Below are 20,348 nucleotides of genomic sequence, written 5' to 3' on the forward strand. Positions count from 1 at the left end.
CCGGTGACGGCACTTCGGACCGTCACAGTCGACGGTTCCCCCGTCCACGTCCTGGAGAGCGGCACGGGGCCTGCGGTGCTGATGCTTCACGGCTCCGGACCCGGCACGACCGGGTCCGGCGCCTGGGCGACGACGGCGCAGGCGCTGGGCGCGTCCTGGCGCCTGGTGGCTCCTGACCAGGCGGGGTTCGGCCGTACCCCCATCCCGGCGGGCTCCCGGGGTGGGCTCCGGCTGTGGACGGAGCAGGCCGCTGGCCTGATGGATGCTCTCGGTATCGAGCACTACGCCGTGGTGGGTCACTCCATGGGCGGTGCCGTGGCGCTGGCGTTGGCGGCCGCGCGCCCCCAGCAGGTCACCCGTGTCGTGGCGGTCTCGACGATGGGCGCCCCCGGGGCGCCGCTGTCCGCCGACCTCGACGCGGTCTGGGCCGCCCCCGCCGGCCCGATCGGGGCACGAGACATGCTGAGTCGCCTCGTCCTCGACCAAGCGCTCGTGACCGATTCCGCCGTCGAGGCCCGTGCAACCGCGATGCGAGCGGGGGAGGCCGCTTTCGCGTCGTTGTTCCCGCCACCCAGGGCACGATGGGCCGACGAGCTCACCCTCTCGGCGCAAACACTGGCAGCGGTGCGCGCGCCCGTGCTGCTCGTCCACGGCACCGAGGACGGGGTCACCCCGCTCGAGACGACAGCCCAGCCACTGCTCGACCACCTGGCCGACGTCCGTCTGCACGTGTTCGGCCGGTGCGGGCACGTGCCGGCGATCGAGCACCCGCAGGAGTTCAGGCAACTGCTGTCGTGCTTCCTCCACCCGGACCGAGGTCACTAGATGCTGCGGCATACCAGGGCGACGACCGTGCGGAGTCACGGCAGTTCATGAGAGGGAACCCGTGCCCCGCCGACCTGAGGTCGACGGGGCACGGTTGGTGCAGGGAGTAGATCAGGCGACGAAGCGGGTCATGCGGCGACGGGCCACCAGGAAGCCCACAGCGCCGGCGGCGAGCAGTACGCCACCGATGCCGGCGGTCAAGGCCGGCCCTGGCACCGGTGATCGGCAGCGAGCCATCGGTGTCCCCGCCCCCTGGCCGTCATCCCCACCGGGATTCTCGCTCCCGCCGTCAGCGCTCGCGATGATGGTGATCGTCGCCCTGTCCTGATCTTCGGGGCCGAGCCCCTAGCATGGCCTCATGACCGTAGATCTGTTCGCGGGCATCCCCGTTCGCGACTACGCCGCCGCGGCGGCCTGGTACGAGCGACTCCTCGGCGCCCCGCCGTCGTTCCTGCCCAACGACACCGAGGCGGTGTGGGAACTCGCCGAGCACCGATACGTGTTCATCGAGGTGCGGCCCGACCATGCCGGGCACGCCATGCACACCGTCTTCGTCAGCGACTTCGACGCCCGCATCGCCCAGATCGCCGAGCGCGGCCTGGAGCCGGCCGGGCGCGAGACCTACGACAACGGCGTCCGCAAGGCCACCTTCCGCGACCCGGACGGCAACGAGATCGGCTTCGGCGGCGGGCCGGTCTGACGGAGGCCGGCGACCCGGCCGTGCCGGCGGGCCACCACGACCGGGGCGTCGAGTGCTCACTGCCGTGCCGGTCGCTGCCGCGACCGAGCGACCCCAGCTGCACCAGACGGAGGGCGTTATCGCTGCGGAGCACGGCCCGCCACCACGTGTCTCGGCCCCGCGAAGGCCCTGCCAAATGGTTGAAGAGCAATGGCGTTCGTACGATTCCAGTGCCGGGACGACTTCGCTACAGTGCCGGTCATGGTGCGCAATGGCTAGCGTCAGAGGCAGCTTTGAGTATCCCGATGGGCTGATTCCAGGAACGTCCAAAGCGGGTGGACTTCACCAGAATCTGTACAACAGCGCCGGGAAGCTCGTTGACCACGGGACGTTCATCCCGGACGGTGACAGCAAGGGGTCGGCAGGGCCGGGGAGAGCGTCCTCGGAGTTCAAGGATCTGGTCAGGACGCTGGCCCTGGAAGCCGCCACGAGGGCTGCCAAGGCGGCCGCGCCGCATGTCGAGAGATGGTTGGTGCAGCAGGCGCTGCCGGCGGCGAAGACCGCGCTGACCCAGCAGGCCGTCCCAGCAGTGAAGTCGACGTGGAATAACCAGGCGCTCCCCGCCATGCGGTCGACGTGGAACTTTGTGTCAGGGAAACGAGCCTCTCGCGGTGCCATTGCCGCCGAGTCGGCGCCGGAGTCGGGTCCGATCCGGGTTACGGCGACTGTGGGCGCGGAACCGTCGCTAGAACTGGTTGCGGCGCTTGAGAGCTTCAGTGCCGGGGCCAGCGAGGCGGAAGCGAGGGAACGCTTTGTCGCGGCCATGATGGCGCAACTGCTCACCGAGGACGGTCGACTGTTCAACGAGGTCCAGGCGAGGGTACTGCTCAACGTCGGGGCCGAGGAGCTGAACATGGAGAGCGCGCTCGGCCCGGAGCAGGTGAGCGACAGCATCAAACGGATGCTGGAGGAGGATCCAGCATTGATCGATGAGCTGGTACGGGCTCTAGGACCGCGCCAGATCGAGGGGTGAGCGACGCACTCCGCTTTGGCGATGGCGGTGCAGCCACCTACCGGTGGAAGCGGGCGCTCCCGGCTGAGTCCTGCCAGCGGTAGAGGTCGCGCAGTAGGGAAATCTCGGCGCCGTGATGGATCAGCTCCCTGTTGACGTGCAGGACGATGCCCTCCATGGGAAACCGCTCGGGACCCACGGTGGGCGGATTCTCCAGGTCGGCGTCCGAGAGTTCGCGGACCCCCGCGTTCCACCTCCCATACATCTCATCGAGCTGTTTCAGCGCCTCGTCGGCGGTCCCCGCGTAGGCGAATGTCTGGGAATCGATGTCCTGGCCGCCGAAGTGCCATCCGACCCGATAGCCCAGGCAGGAGACGATGATGTGCGCCAGCCGCCAGGCAATCGTGGTCACCGGCGCCGGCGCCGGCGCCGGGGCAGGGGACGCGGAGTCCATCGTCCATTCCCCCGAACCCGCCGACATCGGTGCGGCCGACGTGCCACGTGGGCGGATGCTCCAGCAGCCACGCACCGGCTCCCAGAAGTACTCCTCATCAGCGAGACCGTGCAACCGCGGCCGCAGGTTCTTGTGCCAGTGCCGGTCCAACTGGTCCGCGATTCGCTCGCTTCTTGTCATTTCCGCAGGCTACATACAGCAGAGACCTTGCTGCGGCCCCCGCGAACAGATCGGTGTCGGCCGCCGAGTCGGCTGACCTGGTGTGGTTGGACGCTGTGGTCGGCAGCGGTGAGGTAGCGGTCGATGGGAACGGCGTGCGTCGCAGTTCCACCTGAACGACGATCAGGGGATTCGTGGTCGATGTCGCCCCACCGGCACGAATCCCTTGCCTGCGGTAGGCGAGTCGCGACCGGTAGGCCCGTACCCGTTTCTTGGCTACGGGAGGTGGGGGAGCGGGGCGCGGTGGGACCCCGCTCTGTCCTGTCGGCCTGCCCCCGGGGCGCGCGGTCCCGGAGCGGGGAGCATTCCGCGTGCCTCGGCAACAGCCAACGCCTCTGCGACGCCGACCGACCCGTCAACAATGATCCGGGTTCTATCGGGCCTCGCGGTGTGGGCGGTCTATGGCGTCGGCCAGTGCGCGGAGCCGCCTTGCTCCCGCTAGAGCATCACCGAGAACGTACGTAGCGAACTTCGGGTCGTCGGCCGCGTTGACCAGCTGCAGGGCGCCGACGTGCAAGCCTGACATGACGTCGATCGCATTGACGATCTCTTCAACGCTCGGGCGGAGTTCCGTTCTGCGTCCGTCCCGGGAGATGTCGCGGGCGGAGATCGGCTCGCCCGCGTCGCTCTCCTCCTCGGCGAGTTTGGTGAGCAGGAACGACACAATGTCCAACTCCCGGCGGCGGTCCGCGATCAGGTCGTCGACATCTGAGAGTCCATTCGGAACGAGGAACAACTGTCCTATTTCGTAGGGCCGGAGCCCCAAGGTGATCGAGGCCTCCGTCAGCGTTCCCAACCGGTCGGCGTCCAGCAGCACCCACTTTTTCTGCGACGCCATGTTCTTTATGGTGTCACCGGTGAAACCCGGTCCGACGATCGCGATGCCGTTGGCACGATGGCGCCCCTTGTGGGTCTCGATCGCCACATCGCTGACGTCGGTGTGGGTGACCTGGCCGGACGACCGCGCCTTCGCTTCGATGATCGCTGTCGACCGTGAGCCGTCGGCGTTGCGCCACTGGACAAGGATGTCCGTGTCACCGGATCCGCCGATCGTCCGAGCCTCGAAGCCCATAGCGAGGAAGGCGTCACAGATGGCCTTCTCGAAACCCCGGCCGTTACCTTCTCCTCCGGCCAGGGGTTCCCTCGAGAGGTGGACCAGGTTTTGCTTCACCAGAAGGGGCTGGGTCTCTGCCGGTGCCAGCCGAGCGTCCTGGGTCTCAGCTGAAGCCTCCTGTGGAGCACTGGGGATGTCGGCCAGAGGCAGCTCGGCCGCCAGCGCAGTCCCTCGTGGCGTGGCCCGGAGACTCCCGTAGCGCGGCTCCTCAATCAGTCCGGTGTTGAGAAGGAAGCTGGCGATCCACCGGCACTTGTCGATATTCAAGCCGAACTTGGCAGCTTCGGAATACATGTCGTTCCGGGTGACGTCGTTCTCGACCGTGCGGATCATTTCGCCGACGAACCGCATGTTCGCATGCAAGATTCTTACAAAGTTGAGGTCTTCGCCTGACTCGACCCAGGCTCTCGCTGCAGGCGTGGCCTTGAAAACCCCCCGACCCACCTCGACGAGAAGCCCCGACGCCCGCAGGAACGGCAGCATCGACTCCACGCTGCTGCTCCTCAGGTCGAACGTCTCGCTGATGAACGAGAAGAGCTCTCTGCGCTCGATCCTTCCCAGAGCCGCGTTCATGATGGTTCTGAGGTTCTCAACCTTGTTGGGATTCGACGGTGGGCTCGGAACCCAGATGTTGTAGGTGTTTCGCGACTCGTGCGTGCGAGCCGATGTCGAGAACTTTTCCAGAAGACCAGCAATTTCGGCCGGAGCCTCAGGAACCTCAATCACGCTCGCAGGTGCTTCATCGAAAGCGTCCGGCCCCACCAGCACGCGATCCGCAAGCACGCTCCGCCCAGCCTCTGTGATGCCCCACCGCCGGCTGCCAACTGCCTCGATCAGGCCGAGGACCTCCTGCCAGTCCATCCGGATGCGAGTGTTTCCCTTGCTCTTCCAGGACTGCTTGTAACGCGATCGGATGCGCTCGTCGACCTCGTCGATGGTGAGGGGTTCCACGGCGATCAGCGACAGGGCCTCCGCGAAGAGCCTGATGCGATCGGCCAGGATCGTGGCCAGACGTGCGGGCGTCGGATCGGACTGGAGCTTCAACCCGGTCGCGGTGAGGCAAAGCTGGTCGGCGGTGTTTTCGACGAGCTGGAGGCCCCGAAGGAAGCCGTAGTAGTCACGCCACGTCGCAGGCTCCAGTCTGGGGGCTGCGCCACCTTGGCGCCGTTCGATGCTCTCGATGTCGAACGACAACTCAGGCTTCGTGTCGAGGCCAACCGCGCGCCCCTCGCCGACCTGCTTGACGAGCTCGAGGACTAGCGGCAGCCACACTGCCTTACCGCCGAGCAGACCCGGGATCGCGCTGGCCTGCCTGCGCCAGAGCGCTCTCTGTTCGGCGAGAACTTCGGGCCGGCCGGACGGATCACCATGCGTCATGGGCGACATCCTAGATACACATTCAATCAGTAATCAATATCATCAAGGAGTACGTGGGTCTGATTAGGGATCTACCATAAGTGATCACGGCGGTCTGCCCGGGACGGCCCTGGCCGTCACGGTGGGGGTACCCGGGACATCCTCAGCTTGTGCGCCAGCGAGAGTGGTGATGGCATCAAGTTCTGGCTGCAGGCCCCACGGAATTGGTCGTACGAGCTGGTGGGGCGCGACCAACACCGAGGTGGTGGCCTGCTCTTCGCCGTCGCCGGGAAGGCTCAGCCGTCGCCGGGGCGCACCAGCCCGCTCTCGTACGCGATAACCACAAGCTGGGCGCGGTCGCGGGCGTTCAGTTTGTGCAGCAGACGACTCACGTACGTGCGGGCGGTGTCCGGACTGAGATGCAGCGCCGCCCCGATCTCCACATTCGACCGTCCGGTGCCGACCTGTGCCAGGACGTCTCGTTCCCGCGCGGTGAGCCCGGTCAACCGGGCGGGGTCCGCGACGGGGGAGCGGGCGGCCGCGGCGATCACCCGCCGGGTCACCGCCGGGGACAGCAGCGCGTCGCCACCGGCCACCACGCGGACGGCGTCCCGCAGGGCGTCGGGCGGGGTGTCCTTGAGGAGGAAACCGGCGGCGCCGGCGCGGATGGCCTCGAAGAGGTACTCGTCGTCGTCGAAGGTGGTCAGCATGACCACCCGGACGTCGGCCAGGGTCGGGTCGGCGAGGATGCGGCGGGTGGCCTCGATACCGTCGCCGCCGGGCATCCGGACATCCATCAGGACGACGTCGGGCCGCTGCTCGCGGGCGAGCGCCACACCGGCCCGGCCGTCGCCGGCTTCGCCGACAACGGTGATGTCCGAGGCGCGTTCCAGCAACGCGCGGAGTCCGGTGCGGACCAGATGCTGGTCGTCGACGAGGACGACGCGTACGTCGCTCATGCGGCGACTCCGGCCAGCGGTAGGTGGACCGAGACCCGGAAGCCCCCGTCAGCGGTCTCACCGGCATCGAGGGTCCCGCCGAGCAGGGCAACCCGCTCCGACATACCGCGAAGCCCCTGACCCGTCTCAACCGCCGTGCGGCCGGTGGATCCCCGGCCGTCGTCGACGACCTCCACCGACAGCCGGGCGGGGGTCGCCCGGATCGTCACCGTGGCGCGGGTGGCCTGTGCGTGGCGCAGCACATTGGTCAGCGCCTCCTGCACGATGCGGTACACAGTGCTGCCGACCACCGTGGGCAGGGCGTCGACCGACCCGTCGAGACGCAGTTCGACCGGCAGCCCACCGCGGCGGACGCCCTCAATGAGCGTACGCAGCTGGGTGAAACCGGGGGCCGGCTCGCGCGGCCCGGGCTCGCGACGCAGCGTGCCCAACGTGGCACGCAGCTCGGCCATGGCGCTGCCGCTCACCGAGTGGATCGCGGCCAGAGCGGCCTCGGCCCGCTCGGGCTCGGCATCGGCAAGTGCCTCCCTCGCCACAGCCGACTGCAGGGTGACCACCGACATCGTGTGTCCGAGCGTGTCGTGCACCTCCCGGGCAATGCGCAGCCGCTCGGCCTCGACCTGCCGGGCTGCCTCCCGGCGGCGTTCCTCGGCCGCCGAGGCGGCCTGCCGAGCCAGCGTGACCCGTAGCGAACGCCGGTTGCGGACGGCGTCACCGAGAGCGATGACGGCGAGTATCAGGGCCGCCTCGGAGCCGAGACCAGCACCGATCACGACAGAGATGTCGTCTCCCTCGACGAGCCGGGCGGCCACCGAAACGGCCAGCAGGCTCCCGCCGACGGCGGCGGCCGGGACCACCCGGCCCCGCTGGGCGGCCACGTAGAGGATGGCGGCGGCCGGCGCGGCCACGCCGACCGGCGGCAACTCCAGCGCGTAGTAGCCGAGGATGCCGGCGGCTGTCGCCAGCAGCGCGGGAACGGTCCAACGCCGGGCCACCAGCAGCAGACCGGCCAGGCCGACCCCGAACCCGCCAGCCAGCGCCGCCTGGGAGGTCGGCGCATCCTCGGTCGCGATCGCCGCCGCGACCAGGCCCAGGATGGCCACAGCGAGCAGCGCCTCGGTTCGGGTGGGTGAGGTGGCCTGCACGTCCGTGAGCCTAAGTCGGCGCGGGCCCGCGCCGCTGCCGTCCGCAGGCATCACCCCGGCCCCCACACGTACGTCGAGAAGCGATGCCAGCTCACGCGGCTGCGCGGCAGACGGCCCCGAATTGGCGACCTAGCGTCGACGGCGACATCACAGATCGTGCCCGCGAGGGTGCGAAAACCAAGGAGAAGTACTGCTGTGTCCCGTATCAGGCTGACGTGGATCGTGCTTGTCGTGCTCGTCTGGGCAGCGATGATGTCCTTTGGCGGGGTCGCGGCCGAGACCGTGATGCTCTACCCGAACATTTTCGGGGACGCACCCGCCTCGCTGGACCGGGCCCGTGAGTTCCTGGTCGCCGGAGGCCCGAGCGACTACTTCCCGCCGCTGGGCGCCTCGGTCGTGTTGATGAGCCTCGCCGCGACCGCCCTCACGTGGCGCAATCGGCGACTGCGGTGGTACGTCGCCGCCGCCGCGGCGGTCTTCATCGCCTGCGAGTTCCTGTTCTCGGTGGTGTTCTTCTGGCCACGCAACGAGATCATGTTCGTCGACCCGGTCGGCACGCATTCCCCGGAGTACCTACGCCAGGTCGCCGAGGAGTTCGTCGCCGGTCACTGGGTGCGCCTCGCCGGCGGAGCGGTGACATCCGCGCTGGCATTCACCGCCCTGCTGCGCTTCGCCAGGGAAACCGCGCCGGTACGGGTGGAGCGATGAGCGTCGTGCGTCGCACGCTCGGGTTCTCGTGGCCTGCCCTGGTCGCGCTCGCCGTGTTGGCCGCACCGCGGGTGGTCCTGCACGACCTGCACGTCGTGGAGGAAGGGCGGCCAGCCGCGGTGCTGCTCGCTGTCGTACCGCTGATCTGTTGGGTCGCCGCCGTGCTGTGGCGGCGTCCGCCGCGTCCGTTCCTGACCGTGGTGGTCATCGGGGCGATCTACGGTGTTCTTCTCGCGGTTGGTCACCAGATTCTGTGGGACGAGGCGTTCGGTGCGACCGGGCCGAGGCTCGGGGACATCGACCCTCGGGCGCAGGAAGCGATCTTTCGGGTGGCGGCGGTGTTCTCCAGCCTCGTCACCGGAACCCTCACCGGGGTGGTGGCCGGGGCGGTGGCGGCGGTGCTGAGCCGGCTCGTCATCGGGCGGCAGCGCGCCGCCGGGCAGTCGGTCGAGAAGGCGTGGCGCGGACCGGACGACGCCAGTGCCACTCGGCCACCGCAAGGTTGATCTGTCAACCGGGGAGTACCAGCCCGGCGCGAGCAGGGGACGGCCGCCGAACGCGGCCGCCCCCTGAGATAGCGCGGGTGTCAAGGGCATGTCCCAAGCTTCAGCGGATCGTCGCCCCGCCGGTGGGGGCCGGCTGGACCCGCTCGAACCGCACCTTGCTCAGGAATCCCGGGAGGTCACTGAGCACGTACAGCTCGCCGTTCACATCGGCGCCGAACGCAGTCGGCTGGGTGGGGAAGGTGCCGATCTCAGCGGACTCGTAGCCACCCGTGGACTTGGGACGCACGGCGAAAGCGCGGGTCGAGCAGTAGTCGCTGGCGATGTAGGTGCCCCGCGCCTCCGGGGTGACGGACCCCCGGTACACCAGGCCGCCGATGATGGAGCAGTTCTCCGTCATGTAGTGGTCGTACTCGACGATCGGGTCGGTGAGTCGCACGCCCGGCCGGCACTGCGTCTCGTCGAAGACCGGCGTGCCCTCTCGACAGGACCAGCCGAGGTTCGCGCCACGCTGCGACGGGCGGACGTGGTTGATCTCCTCGATCAGACCCTGGCCGACGTCACCGATCCACAGCGAGTTGTCCGCCGGGTCGATGGAGAACTTCCACGGGTTGCGCAGCCCGTAGACCCAGATTTCCGGGCGCGCGCCCGGTGTGCGGACGAACGGGTTGTCGTAGGGCACGCAGTAGGGCTTTCCCCCGCAGCTGCGGTTGACGTCGATCCGCAGAATCTTGCCGAGCAGGGTGCCGAGGTTCTGGCCGCTCTTGTAGGGGTCGTTCGCGTAGCCACCGTCGCCGAGGGACCAGTAGAGGTAGCCGTCGCGGCCGAAGGCCACCTGTCCGCCGTTGTGGTTGCCGTACTCGGCGTGCGCCTGGGTGAGCAGCACCTGCACCCGATCAGGAGCGTTGATGGGCACTCGCGCCAGGGTCAGCGCGCCGGCCGGCAGGCTCGTGTAGGCCACGTAGAGCATCCCGGTCCGCGCGAAGTTCGGCGCCGGAGTGATGCCGAGAAGGCCGCGCTCGTTGTCCGACGTGTCGATCCGGGCGGTCAGGTCGATCACCGGGTCGGGTGCCAGGCCGGTGTCGGGGTGGTAGGCGCGGACAGTGCCGTTCTTCTCCGCGATCAGCATCCGGCCGTCCGGCAGCCCGGTGATCGCGATCGGACGCTGCAGACCGAAAGCCACCTGTTCGGAAACCACGGTCAGCTCAGCGAGTGGCGCAGCACGGAGTTTGGATGGGCCGGCCGCGGCGGTGCTGGCCACCGGCGCCAGTGGCGACAGAGACGTAGCCAGGGCCAGAACGAGCAACCCGGCCAGCATGGCGGCCGGGCGACGACGTCGTCGTGACATGTTCAGCTCCTCGAGCAGGTGGGTGGTGGACGCGGTCTGGGAGCGTTCCCACGATACATTGGCTCGAATCGATATCCAACCTCTCGCTGATCTCTCGCGGCCGGTCGTACCAGGTGTGGTTGCGGCAGGGTGCGCGCTGACGCAACTCCGCCGGCGGCCGGCTCGTTGGTAGCGAGGGGCGGACGGAGGCGGACGATGGCGGCGGGGCGGGGTGCCGAACTGCTGCGCCCTCCGGTGAGTTCGGGTCGGGCGACGTTCCTGGAGCTGTTCTTCGATCTGGCGTTCGTTGTGGCCCTCACCCGGGTCTCGCAACGATTCGCGGGGTTGAGCGATGACACCGGCTGGGCGCTCGCCGGGGGGTTCGGGCGTACCCTGCTGCTCTTTCTGGCGCTCTGGCTGATCTGGTCGCACACCGCCTGGATCACCAGCCGTTACGAACCGGAACAGCCGATCATTCAGGCCGTCGTGGTCGGCACCATGTTCGCCAGCCTGATCATGGCGGTGACGCTGCCCCGCGCCATGGAGGAGCGAGCGCTGCCGTTCGCGGTCGCGTACCTGATGGTGATGGTGGTGCGGCCGCTGGTGGTCGCCGTCGCGCTGCGTGGCCATCCGCGACGGCTGGTGCCCTTCCGGCTTGTCGTATGGGCTCTGGCGAGCGCCCCGCTGTGGCTGGCCGGCGCGTTGGGCCCGGATCACCTCCGCCTGCCGCTGTGGGTTGTCGCCCTCGCTGTCGACTACCTCGCCTGGACTTTGGGCTGGCCGCTGCCGTGGCTCGGGGTCGCGAAGGTGGGTCGGTGGCGGATCGCGGGGACCCATCTCGCGGACCGTTATCAGCAGATGTTCCTCATCGCACTCGGTGAGTCGATTCTGGTTATCGGCGTGGTTTTCAGCGGCGCGGACTACTCCGCGGAGCGGGCAGCCGCCTTCGCGGTCGCGTTCGCCACCAGTGCGCTGCTGTGGCGGATCTACTTCTACCGCGCCGGCCTGCTGCTGACTGAGGCGTTCGACCGGGCGGGTATGCCCGGCCGGCTGGGCGCGGTATCGGAGCGGACGCATCTGTTGATCGTGCTCAGCGTGCTCGTCACGGCGGTCGGCTACGAGCTGGTGATCGATCATCCGTACGGGCAGCCGCGGCCCAGTTGGCTGCTGTTCGTGGTGGGCGGTCCGATGCTCTTCCTCGTCGCCCGTATGCGGCTGGAGTACGAGATCTTCGGCCAGCCCTCCCGATCCCAGATCATCGGCTTCGTCGCCCTGCTGCTGTTCACGCCGTTGCTGGCCCGTTGGGCGCCGATGGCCGGGCTGAGCGTGGTGGCCGGAGTACTGGCTCTGGTCGCGCTGACCGGCGCGCTGCGAAGGCGGGGACAGTCGCTGAAGGTTTCCACCTCGCCGATCGGACGGGAGACGTCCGGAGATCGCGACTCCGAGGCGTGACGCGGCGGTCCTGCGTAGCTACGTCAGCGTGCAGTTGGCCGGAGTTGTTCACCGATGAACACCGAGATTCCTTGAGAGGCTTGAGGCAATGACCACCGAGCTTCACTGGACCACCCCGGTCACTCCGGACCTGCTGCGCGGCTTCGTCGACGTGGAGGCGACCACGCGCGGTCTGCTGCCGCATCGGCTGACCGCGCGGGCTCGCCGGCAGATCCCCGACGATCAACTGGCCGTCGCTGAGGCCCAGCCCTCCGGTGTGCGGTTGGCATTCCGTACCCGGGCCACCACGATCGAACTGGACACGTTGCCTACCAGGCGGGTCTACCAAGGCTTTCCGCCTCCGCCGGAAGGCGTCTACGACCTGCTGATCGACGGCCGCCTGGCCGCGCAGGCGTCGGTGCCCGGAGGCAACGTCCGGACCGTCACCGACATGTTCACCCAGACTTCCGTTTTCGCCGTCGGCCCAGCCGGTACCGCCCGCTTCGCGGGCCTGCCCGCAGGTGAGAAGGACGTCGAGATCTGGCTTCCGCACACGGAGATCACCGAGCTGATCGGGCTGCGCACCGACGCGCCCGTCGAGCAGACCCCGCCCACCGGACGCCCGACGTGGTTGCACCACGGCAGTTCCATCAGCCACGGCTCGAACGCTGGTCATCCCAGCGCCATCTGGCCGGCCCTGGCCGCGGCTGAGGGCGGCGTGGAGTTGGTCAACCTCGGGTTCGGCGGTAGCGCGCTGCTCGACCCGTTCACCGCCCGCGCCATGCGGGACATCACCGCGGACCTGATCAGCGTCAAGATCGGCATCAACATCGTCAACAGTGACGTGATGCGTCTACGCGCCTTCACTCCCGCGGTCCATGGCTTTCTCGACACTGTCCGCGAGGGGCATCCGACCGCACCACTGCTGGTCGTGTCCTCCATACTGTGCCCGGTTCAGGAGGACACGCCGGGCCCTCTCGCGCCGGACTTCGAGGGCGGGACCTTGCGGTTCAGGGCAACGGGCGATCCGGCCGAGCGCAGCGCGGGGCGGCTGACGCTCAACGTTATCCGTGACGAACTCGCCCGCATCGTCGAACAGCGCTCGGTCGACGACCCGAATCTGCACTACCTCGATGGACGCGACCTGTACGGCGAGGCGGACTACGCCGAACTGCCACTGCCCGACGAGGTCCACCCGGACCCTGCGGGGCATCGCCGTATCGCGGAGAACTTCGCGCGGCTGGCGTTCGGTGACGGCAGCCCCTTCGCGGTCGGTGCGGCATTACCGACGCCGCCACGACCGAAGCGGACATGAACCGGTCGGTCGCCGCGATGACCCCTTTCGCCGCGTAACGCCGACACCTCAAGGTCAGATCGCCGCCGCGCTGCTTGACGCGTAGTGGCGAGCACCAGCGTGGCTTCCGGCAAGATAGAACGGTCGGTCTTGACGACGAAGACCCGGTCCGGTACGTTCTCAGGGACAGAACGTTCGTTCCACCTGGCGTCAGTCAAGTGCGGCTGTGCCTGAAGGAGAGCGCCATGCCCACCAAGATCACCATCGTCATCGGTAACCCCGCCGACCCCGACGAGTTCGAGAAGGTCTACGCCGACGTACGCCGGGCCGCCGAGACGTTCCCGAAGCTTCAGCGGGTCGAGTCGGCCAAGGTGTGGCCGAAGGAGGACGGCACGCCCACTCCCGCGTACCGGACGCTCGACCTGTACTTCGCCAGCTACGAGGACGCCGCTGCCGCAGTCGCGACGCCCGCCGCCGGTGCCGTCTTCGGCGGGCTCCAGGGCGCTCAGGTGGAGATCACGGGGCTGTTCTCAAACATCGAGTAGCACCGCCCTTCCCCTCCCGGCGGCGGCCCGCACCCCCCGCCGGACGTCCCCTTCGCTCCGGAATCACCGAGAGGATGACCATGACCACCGTTGCCGTTCCCGGCATCTCGACGACGGCCGCTGCCCTGCGGCGGTTGTACTTCGGTCGCTTCGCCTTCGCAATCGTCTGGGCCGCCGTGACGCTCCCACTCGCCAAGCACCTCAACCCCCTCACCGCGGCGCTGCTCGTGCTCTACCCGCTGTTCGATGTTGCCGCCGCCATCGTCGACGTCCGAGCGTCGCGGGCCACCGGATCGCCCACCCTGCTGTACGTGAACGTCGCGATCAGCCTGCTCGCCGCGGTGGGCCTGGGCATCGCCGGCGCGTCCGGCATCCCTGCGGTCCTGCGCGTCTGGGGCGCCTGGGCGGTCGTGGCCGGACTGGTGCAGCTGATCGTGGCTGTCACCCGCCGCAAGATGGGCGGCCAATGGCCGATGATCATCAGCGGTGGCATCTCCGTCATCGCCGGTGGATCATTCATCGCGGCCGCCTCCGCCGACAACCCGGCGCTGACCAACGCCATCGGCTACGCCATCCCCGGCGCCATCTTCTTCCTCATCGCGGCCATCCGCCTCGGTCGCCCCGCAAAGGGGAACTGACGTGCAGAACGCCACGTACGACGTCATCGTCATCGGCGCGGGGCCGGTGGGGGAGAACGTCGCCGACCGCGTCGTGCAGGGCGGCCTGACCGCCGCGATCGTCGAGCGGGAACTGGTGGGTGGCGAGTGCTCGTACTGGGCCTGCATGCCAACCAAGGCGTTGCTGCGCAGCCAGGCCGCGCTCCGGGCGGCTCGTCAGCTGCCCGGTGCGCGCGAGGCGGTGACCGGCGAGCTGGACGCGGCGGCCGTGCTACGCCGCCGGGACGCCGTCGCCTCGCACTGGAAGGACGACGGGCAGGTGTCCTGGCTGGACTCCGCGGGGATCGCCCTGTACCGGGGCCAGGGGCGGATCGGCTCCGACCGGATCGTCGAGGTGACCGGGGTGGACGGCGCCACCACCTCGCTCACCGCCCGACACGCGGTCGTCATCGCGACCGGAAGTAGCGCACTGGTACCGGACATCGCCGGTCTGCGCGAGGCGGCACCGTGGACCAGCCGTGAGGCAGCCGCCGCCAGTGACGTTCCCGGCCGGCTCGCCGTCATCGGTGGTGGCGTGGTGGCCACGGAGATGGCGACCGCGTACGCCGGCCTCGGATCAGCGGTGACGGTGCTCGTGCGCGACGGAGTGCTCACCCAGGCGGAGCCGTTCGTCGGCGAGCGGGTCACGCAGTCCCTGCGGGAAGCTGGCGTGTCGGTCCAACTCGGTGCCGAGGCCACGTCGGTGAGCCGCGACGGCGACGGCACTGTGCACGTCACGCTCACCGACGGCGACCAGGTCGAGGCCGACGAAATCCTCGTCGCGATCGGCCGTACGCCGAACACGCACGACGTCGGCCTCGACCGGATCGGCCTGAAACCGGGCGCCTGGCTCACTGTCGACGACACCCTGCGGGTGGTCGACGCTGCCGGCGCGTTGATCGGCGACGGATGGCTGTATGCGGCCGGGGACGTCAACCGGCGTGTGCTCCTGACCCACCAGGGCAAGTACCAGGCTCGCGCGGTGGGCGACGTGATCGTGGCGCGGGCCACTGGCGAAGCGGCAGACGACCGCCCGTGGGGTCGGCACGTCGCCACCGCCGACGAGCGCGCCGTGCCGCAGGTCGTCTTCACCGACCCGGAGATCGCGTCGGTGGGGCTGACCGCAGCCGCCGCCGAGGGCGCCGGGCTGCGGATCCGGGTTGTCGACTACGACCTGGCCGCCGTCGCCGGGGCCGCGCTGCACGCCGACGGCTACCAGGGGCAGGCCCGGATGGTCGTGGACGAGGACCGACGGGTGATCGTCGGCCTCACCCTCGTCGGCCCGGACGTCGCGGAACTGATCCACGCCGCGACGATCGCCATCGTCGGCGAGGTCCCACTGGATCGGCTGTGGCACGCCGTGCCCGCGTACCCGACCGTCAGCGAGGTCTGGCTGCGCCTGCTCGAGGCATACGGCCGCTGATCTGAGCCGTGCGGTCGTCCGCGCCGTCGCCTGCGAGCGAGGGCGGGCTCAACCGGTGGTAGCAACATCGAGGAGCTGGGTCATCCCCTCACCGGGGGTGGCCCAGCCCCAGGTCGTGCGGGGGCTAACGGGCCGACTCTGTCGACTGGCGCTCCGAGTTGATCCTGAGGAGTCCTTCGACACCGCGCAGGAAGGTCTCGGACACCAACGTGGGGTCGGAGAGGCATCCGGCCGCCATGGCGCCGTCCCGAAGCATGACGAAGTGGCGCGCTGCGGGGTCCGCCGTTCCTTCGTGGACCTGTGCCATGAGCGTGGTGATGGTGCCCAGGAACCATGCCCGGTGGGCGATGAGTTCTTGGTGCACGGGATGGTTCGTGTCGGGGTATTCCGCTGCGGCGTTCAGGAACGCGCACCCACGGAACCCGGGGGACTGGATGTTCTGAGCGATGGAATTGGCGATGGCCAGGAGCGGCTCGACCGGCGAGAGGTTGGCGGCGAGGGCCTCGTCGACCATGCCGCGCTCCAGCTGATGCACCTCACGCAGGTAGGCCAGGATGAGGTCGTCCTTGCTGGGGAAGTGCCGGTAGAAGGTAGCCCTGGTCACCTTCGCCTCGGCGATGATCCGGTCGACGCCAACGGAGTGGATGCCCTCCGCGTAGAAGATCCTGGTCGCCGTGCGGAGAAGCTTGAGACGTGCCTCAGAGGGTCGGGCATTGGGTTCGTCGCTCGCCATCCAACCATCTTAGCGACAGAACGTTCGGTCTGATCTGTGCCTGCGGTATTGGCGCGGCGCCCAGTGTGGGACAGCGACGGCAGCTCATCTCGTGTCCGGGTCGGATGCCAACCAAGCGTTTGGCGAGGCACCCCGTTCTTCGATCTCGCTGACAGTGGGCTCATCAATGCTGGATTCTGGATGCGGCAACCCCATCGGAGCCAGGATCGCGCGGGCTGATTCGCGATGCCGGGGAAATGCTCCGTCGACCGTCCTCGTCGGTCCGGCCTGCATACCGCAGGCAGCGGTGGCGAGCCCCTCGAAAGGAACTCCAGATGAGCCCTGCTCCTGACATGTCCGCGCAGGAGATGCCGACAGTTGTGCTGGTCCACGGGGCATTCGCCGGCTCGTCGAGTTGGAATGGGGTGATTGCCAACCTCAAACGTCAGGGGTACCCGGTCATTGCCGTCGCCAACCCGCTGCGCGGTGTGCAGAAGGACGCCGCTTACGTGCGGGCTCTCCTGGACAGCTTGCCCGGACCGGTCGTGATGGCCGCCCATTCCTACGGCGGGCTGGTCATGACCGAGGCCGCGGCTGGTGCCTCCAACGTCAAGGCCCTGGTGTACGTGGCCAGCGTGAGCCCGGACGTAGGCGAAAGCGTCATCGGGTTGCTCACCAAGTACCCCGGAAGTCAGCTCGCCACCAGCATCAATATGGTGCCGATCCCCTCCGACGACGGCGGCACGACCATGGATCAGTACATCCTGCAGGACAAGTTCCCCGAGGTGTTCGCCGCCGACGTCGACCGCGGCACCGCCGAAATCATGGCGGCAACGCAGCGGCCCGCGTCCGCCAGCGCCCAGGAGGAGGGCGTGACGAAGGCCGCCTGGAAGACGATCCCCTCCTGGACCCTGATCACCACCCAGGACCTGGGCATTCCGCCGGACCTACAGCGCTTCCTGGCCGACAGGGCGGGGTCCACGACAGTGGAGATCGCCGCTTCCCACGCGGTGGCAGTCTCGCAACCCGGCCCGGTCGCAGACCTCATCGACACCGCCGCCCGCGCCACCGCACGCTCCATGCAGATGTCCAAGAGCCGTCGGGGTTAACCAGGCTTGCCGAAGCGGCGGTCCGGTTCATTCCACCGCTGTCGGTGCCGAGCAGAATCGTGCCCAAGCCGAGCGTCCGAAACTGCGATGATGCTTCGGTGAGTCAGACAGCGGAATGGGACCGCGTGGTCGAGGGCGCTCGTGTTCATTTCATGGCCGGCCAGGACGACGAGCCGGAGACTGCCGACAAATCGATGCGCACCTGTGCCTTGCTGAGTCCCGCGCGCCGGACCTGACTCGCCCCCACGCCGCCACCTCTCCGCGCGTCTCGGCCGACCTCGTCAGAAGCCGGGTCAGGCCTGGTCCTGGACGTCACCGTGGCGGGGGATCTTGAAAGGAGGCGAGGGTCGACTGCGATACTCCCGCCCATGACGAGCATCCAAACCGGCCCGACCGTCAGATCTGGGCAGCCTGGACCGAACCAGATCCGGACCTGGCAGGACGCCGAGCACAACGCGGCGGAGTGGATGCGTTATTGGGGATACGCGGATGCCGCCGCAAGGCCGGGTGGCTCCGACGGCGGGATCGACGTTCAGGCATCTGGTGCGGTTGCCCAGGTCAAGTACCACGCCTCCGCTGTCGGAAGACCAGCCTTGCAGCTCCTCTACGGAGCGCGCGGGGGCGCGTCGCACAAGCAACTGATCTTTTTCACCGGTAGTGGCTACACCACGACTGCCGTCACGTACGCCGATGAGAACGACATGGCGCTTTTCGTCTACTCGCTCGACGGCTCGATGCGGGCCATGAATGCGATCGCCGAGCGGATCAGCGCCGCCTACGTGACGGTTCAGCCATCGGGCATGAAGCTGACGAAGACCTCCGCGCCCGCCACCCCAACCCCGCCAGGCACCTGGCGGCGGGTCATCGGCGTCGGGCTGATCATTGTGCCCCTCCTGCCCGTGGTCACCGGGAGAAATCCGTTTCAGGGGCCGGTGGCCGAGACCATCATGAAGATCACCACGCTGCTGGCCGGAATCTATCTGTTCGCCTGGGGGCGCGGCGCGGGCAAAGCCGGTCGGCCGAGCAGGGAGCCGGCACCCGAGGAGGGTAACGTCGGGTCAACGCTGCCAACACAGGTAGTCAAGGCCACAGCTCAGCCCGCCGCCCCTGGCATCCTGCGGTTCCTGACCGGATGGCTGTTGCTCTGCGGGACGATCGTGCCACCGGACGACGGCGTGTTCGCAGGGCGCACGACCCAGGATGTCGTGAAGATTCTGTGGATCGTGCTCTCCTGCGCCCTGATGCTCTGGGGCATCCTGGCGAAGACCACACCCAGGTCGCGCATCGGTCGCAGCACCCCGCAAAGCCAGGCGCCTCGCACCTCGGACGCGGATGACGCGCTGCGGGCCGAGGCGCGTACCGCGCCCGTGCTGGCGGATCCGCCGGTGTCGGTCGGGCCTACGCTGGCCCGCCTGGCCTCGCCGGAGCCCACGCTCACAGCCGCCGTGCCGACCGAACTCATTGCCACGACGCCGGCTGTCTCTGTCTTGCCAGCCGATGAGCCTGGCGAGGCAGAACAGACATCGGAGGACATCGTCGCGGCACCGGCGGTACTGGACCAAGGTGACAGCTGCGGTCCCGACCCGCTACGGGAGGACGCCCGGGCGGCGTGGGCGTATCGGACGTATCTCCAGGCGCGTGGTTCCCAGCCGCTGCACCCGGCCGCCGGGGCGAAACTGCTCGCCGCGGTCGACCCGGACGACCACGTGGAGATCATCATCGAGGCCGCGGTCCAGTTCGGGGCCCGCCTGCTCGATCTGCCCGAGCTGACCCGCAACGGTACGGCGCCGTTCGTCGCAGCCCGGACGATGCGCCGGTGGATCATCGTCGAACGCGCTACCGGCGCAGTCACGGTCTGCACCGGTCCGTCGTTTCCGGGGATGATGGCGGGCACCACCCGAGCCACGACCTGGCCGAACGTCGGCTGGAGCCTGGCCATCACCGCCGACGACGGCCAGCAGGTCGGTCTCAAGGTCTTCTCCGACGACGAACGGCTCGACCGGCTGGAACAGCTCATCAAGGACGGCGCAGCCGCCCAGATCATGCTGCTTCCGGAGCAGGCCGAGGTGCCGGCGCTTCCGGACCTGGACGCCACGGCCTCCGCAGGCGAGGCTACGGCGACGCCGCCTTCCCTGCCGACGGACTGGCGTACCAGTGAGGAGATCGCCGCCGCCCACATGCGGGCGCTCGGCTTCGCCGACGCAGAGCTGACCGGTGGTGGCCGCGACGGCGGCCTCGACGTGGTCGCCGGGACCGGTGTGGCACAGGTGAAGATGCAGGCGCAGCCTGTCGGCGCGCCACTGGTACAGCAGTTGCGCGGCACCCGGCCGCAGTCAGCACACCACCTGTTCTACTCGACGTCCGGGTACACGGCCGCCGCGCGCGGGGCAGCCGCGGAGATCGGCGTGCACCTGTTCGTCATCGGCCGGGACGGCACGGTGTCGCCGGTCGATGACGCCGCCACCGAGCTCGCCGAGGAAGGCGTGTCCGACCCGGAAGCGGTCCGGCAGATCACCACGCGGCGGACCGTGCAGGACTACGTCCAGGGCGTCGCCGACCGGATCATGGCCGCCGTCAACGCCAACGAACCGTCCGCGCCGGGTCGCACCGGTCGGTATTCGGGGCATGGCGAGCGGGCGCTGCGGTACCTGCACCATGCGCTGGAGAACCTGAACAACCGTCCCGAATCGTTCGCGTCCCTGCGGTCCGCGGCGGTGTACTACCACCACACGGAACTGCTGGCCCACGTCTGGTTCAGAGAGATGGGGGTGCCGTACCCCGGAGGCGAACGCCCGCACCGCGAGCCTGACACCTTGGATGCCTTCTACAGCTGAGCAACGTCCGGCCGGCTCTGGTGGTGATCCAACGTCACAGGGC

At 68.7% G+C, this 20,348-nt stretch carries 18 protein-coding genes; 12 read left to right on the forward strand and 6 right to left on the reverse strand.

Annotated features, from left to right (window positions below):
- Positions 1–3 precede the first annotated feature (3 nt).
- From MED15_RS18995 to MED15_RS19010, 3 genes are all read left to right on the forward strand, one after another.
- Entirely contained in the window at positions 4–825 is an 822-nt protein-coding gene (locus MED15_RS18995) for an alpha/beta fold hydrolase (protein ID WP_112584382.1), read from the forward strand.
- Positions 826–1,183: 358 nt separating this feature from the next.
- The gene (locus MED15_RS19005; RefSeq protein ID WP_112584383.1) at positions 1,184–1,525 is read left to right on the forward strand and encodes a VOC family protein; all 342 of its coding nucleotides are present in this window, start codon (positions 1,184–1,186) and stop codon (positions 1,523–1,525) included.
- Positions 1,526–1,775: 250 nt separating this feature from the next.
- Positions 1,776–2,537 carry a hypothetical protein gene (locus MED15_RS19010; protein WP_112584384.1) on the forward strand — a complete coding sequence of 254 codons (762 nt, stop codon included), beginning with the start codon at positions 1,776–1,778 and terminating at the stop codon, positions 2,535–2,537.
- A 37-nt stretch (positions 2,538–2,574) separates the two neighbouring features.
- On the opposite strand, the gene MED15_RS19015 is transcribed toward MED15_RS19010, so the two are convergent.
- From MED15_RS19015 to MED15_RS19030, 4 genes are all read right to left on the reverse strand, one after another.
- Entirely contained in the window at positions 2,575–3,150 is a 576-nt protein-coding gene (locus MED15_RS19015) for a DinB family protein (RefSeq protein WP_112736449.1), read from the reverse strand.
- Positions 3,151–3,562: 412 nt separating this feature from the next.
- Positions 3,563–5,680, reverse strand: coding sequence for a double winged helix-containing putative transcriptional regulator (locus tag MED15_RS19020; protein ID WP_167457679.1), 2,118 nt, complete (start codon positions 5,678–5,680; stop codon positions 3,563–3,565).
- A 275-nt stretch (positions 5,681–5,955) separates the two neighbouring features.
- Complete coding sequence (locus tag MED15_RS19025; protein WP_112736453.1) at positions 5,956–6,618, reverse strand: response regulator transcription factor; 663 nt, start codon at positions 6,616–6,618, stop codon at positions 5,956–5,958.
- Positions 6,615–7,763, reverse strand: a complete 1,149-nt coding sequence (locus tag MED15_RS19030) for a sensor histidine kinase (protein ID WP_112736455.1) — start codon at positions 7,761–7,763, stop codon at positions 6,615–6,617. The genes MED15_RS19025 and MED15_RS19030 overlap by 4 nt, the downstream gene beginning before the upstream one ends.
- A 195-nt stretch (positions 7,764–7,958) precedes the next feature.
- Here MED15_RS19030 and MED15_RS19035 point away from each other — a divergent pair, with 195 nt between their 5' ends.
- Positions 7,959–8,471 (forward strand): DUF1772 domain-containing protein, encoded by a 513-nt coding sequence (locus tag MED15_RS19035; RefSeq protein ID WP_244219223.1) that lies wholly within the window; start codon positions 7,959–7,961, stop codon positions 8,469–8,471.
- The gene (locus tag MED15_RS19040; protein ID WP_244220508.1) at positions 8,468–8,977 is read left to right on the forward strand and encodes a hypothetical protein; all 510 of its coding nucleotides are present in this window, start codon (positions 8,468–8,470) and stop codon (positions 8,975–8,977) included. Before MED15_RS19035 ends, MED15_RS19040 begins: the two co-directional genes overlap by 4 nt.
- A gap of 100 nt (positions 8,978–9,077) precedes the next feature.
- Here MED15_RS19040 and MED15_RS19045 read toward each other — a convergent pair whose 3' ends face one another.
- Positions 9,078–10,322, reverse strand: coding sequence for a PQQ-dependent sugar dehydrogenase (locus tag MED15_RS19045; protein WP_112726176.1), 1,245 nt, complete (start codon positions 10,320–10,322; stop codon positions 9,078–9,080).
- 195 nt (positions 10,323–10,517) lie between these two features.
- On the opposite strand from MED15_RS19045, the gene MED15_RS19050 reads away from it, so the two are divergent.
- The 5 genes from MED15_RS19050 (at position 10,518) to MED15_RS19070 (ending at position 15,650) form a co-directional block, all read left to right on the forward strand.
- On the forward strand, positions 10,518–11,753 hold the full coding sequence (locus MED15_RS19050; protein WP_112736457.1) for a low temperature requirement protein A: 1,236 nt from the start codon (positions 10,518–10,520) through the stop codon (positions 11,751–11,753).
- An 88-nt stretch (positions 11,754–11,841) separates the two neighbouring features.
- Positions 11,842–13,047 carry a GDSL-type esterase/lipase family protein gene (locus MED15_RS19055; protein ID WP_112736459.1) on the forward strand — a complete coding sequence of 402 codons (1,206 nt, stop codon included), beginning with the start codon at positions 11,842–11,844 and terminating at the stop codon, positions 13,045–13,047.
- A 224-nt stretch (positions 13,048–13,271) separates the two neighbouring features.
- Entirely contained in the window at positions 13,272–13,571 is a 300-nt protein-coding gene (locus MED15_RS19060) for a hypothetical protein (RefSeq protein WP_208646694.1), read from the forward strand.
- A gap of 80 nt (positions 13,572–13,651) precedes the next feature.
- Positions 13,652–14,209 carry a hypothetical protein gene (locus MED15_RS19065; RefSeq protein ID WP_112602803.1) on the forward strand — a complete coding sequence of 186 codons (558 nt, stop codon included), beginning with the start codon at positions 13,652–13,654 and terminating at the stop codon, positions 14,207–14,209.
- A 1-nt stretch (position 14,210) separates the two neighbouring features.
- Positions 14,211–15,650 carry a dihydrolipoyl dehydrogenase family protein gene (locus MED15_RS19070; protein WP_112736461.1) on the forward strand — a complete coding sequence of 480 codons (1,440 nt, stop codon included), beginning with the start codon at positions 14,211–14,213 and terminating at the stop codon, positions 15,648–15,650.
- A gap of 124 nt (positions 15,651–15,774) precedes the next feature.
- Here the strand turns inward: MED15_RS19070 and MED15_RS19075 are convergent, their stop codons facing one another.
- Complete coding sequence (locus MED15_RS19075) at positions 15,775–16,383, reverse strand: TetR/AcrR family transcriptional regulator (protein WP_112726180.1); 609 nt, start codon at positions 16,381–16,383, stop codon at positions 15,775–15,777.
- Between the two features lie 332 nt (positions 16,384–16,715).
- On the opposite strand from MED15_RS19075, the gene MED15_RS19080 reads away from it, so the two are divergent.
- Together MED15_RS19080 and MED15_RS33520 are read left to right on the forward strand one after the other, a co-directional pair.
- The gene (locus MED15_RS19080) at positions 16,716–17,471 is read left to right on the forward strand and encodes an alpha/beta fold hydrolase (protein WP_112736463.1); all 756 of its coding nucleotides are present in this window, start codon (positions 16,716–16,718) and stop codon (positions 17,469–17,471) included.
- 317 nt (positions 17,472–17,788) lie between these two features.
- A complete protein-coding gene (locus MED15_RS33520) occupies positions 17,789–20,305 on the forward strand; it encodes a restriction endonuclease (protein ID WP_167457680.1) in 2,517 nt (838 codons plus the stop codon).
- Positions 20,306–20,348: the final 43 nt, after the last annotated feature.

The organism is Micromonospora noduli (assembly GCF_003264475.1).
GTDB lineage: Bacteria > Actinomycetota > Actinomycetes > Mycobacteriales > Micromonosporaceae > Micromonospora > Micromonospora noduli.

Bases quoted from the DNA above. Each gene is read 5' to 3' on its own strand.
- MED15_RS19005 (WP_112584383.1), top strand. From the start codon at position 1,184: ATGACCGTAGATCTGTTCGCGGGCATCCCCGTTCGCGACTACGCCGCC.
- MED15_RS19010 (WP_112584384.1), top strand. From the start codon at position 1,776: ATGGCTAGCGTCAGAGGCAGCTTTGAGTATCCCGATGGGCTGATTCCA.
- MED15_RS19015 (WP_112736449.1), bottom strand. From the start codon at position 3,150: ATGACAAGAAGCGAGCGAATCGCGGACCAGTTGGACCGGCACTGGCAC.
- MED15_RS19020 (WP_167457679.1), bottom strand. From the start codon at position 5,680: ATGACGCATGGTGATCCGTCCGGCCGGCCCGAAGTTCTCGCCGAACAG.
- MED15_RS19025 (WP_112736453.1), bottom strand. From the start codon at position 6,618: ATGAGCGACGTACGCGTCGTCCTCGTCGACGACCAGCATCTGGTCCGC.
- MED15_RS19040 (WP_244220508.1), top strand. From the start codon at position 8,468: ATGAGCGTCGTGCGTCGCACGCTCGGGTTCTCGTGGCCTGCCCTGGTC.
- MED15_RS19045 (WP_112726176.1), bottom strand. From the start codon at position 10,322: ATGTCACGACGACGTCGTCGCCCGGCCGCCATGCTGGCCGGGTTGCTC.
- MED15_RS19050 (WP_112736457.1), top strand. From the start codon at position 10,518: ATGGCGGCGGGGCGGGGTGCCGAACTGCTGCGCCCTCCGGTGAGTTCG.
- MED15_RS19055 (WP_112736459.1), top strand. From the start codon at position 11,842: ATGACCACCGAGCTTCACTGGACCACCCCGGTCACTCCGGACCTGCTG.
- MED15_RS19060 (WP_208646694.1), top strand. From the start codon at position 13,272: ATGCCCACCAAGATCACCATCGTCATCGGTAACCCCGCCGACCCCGAC.
- MED15_RS19065 (WP_112602803.1), top strand. From the start codon at position 13,652: ATGACCACCGTTGCCGTTCCCGGCATCTCGACGACGGCCGCTGCCCTG.
- MED15_RS19075 (WP_112726180.1), bottom strand. From the start codon at position 16,383: ATGGCGAGCGACGAACCCAATGCCCGACCCTCTGAGGCACGTCTCAAG.
- MED15_RS19080 (WP_112736463.1), top strand. From the start codon at position 16,716: ATGTCCGCGCAGGAGATGCCGACAGTTGTGCTGGTCCACGGGGCATTC.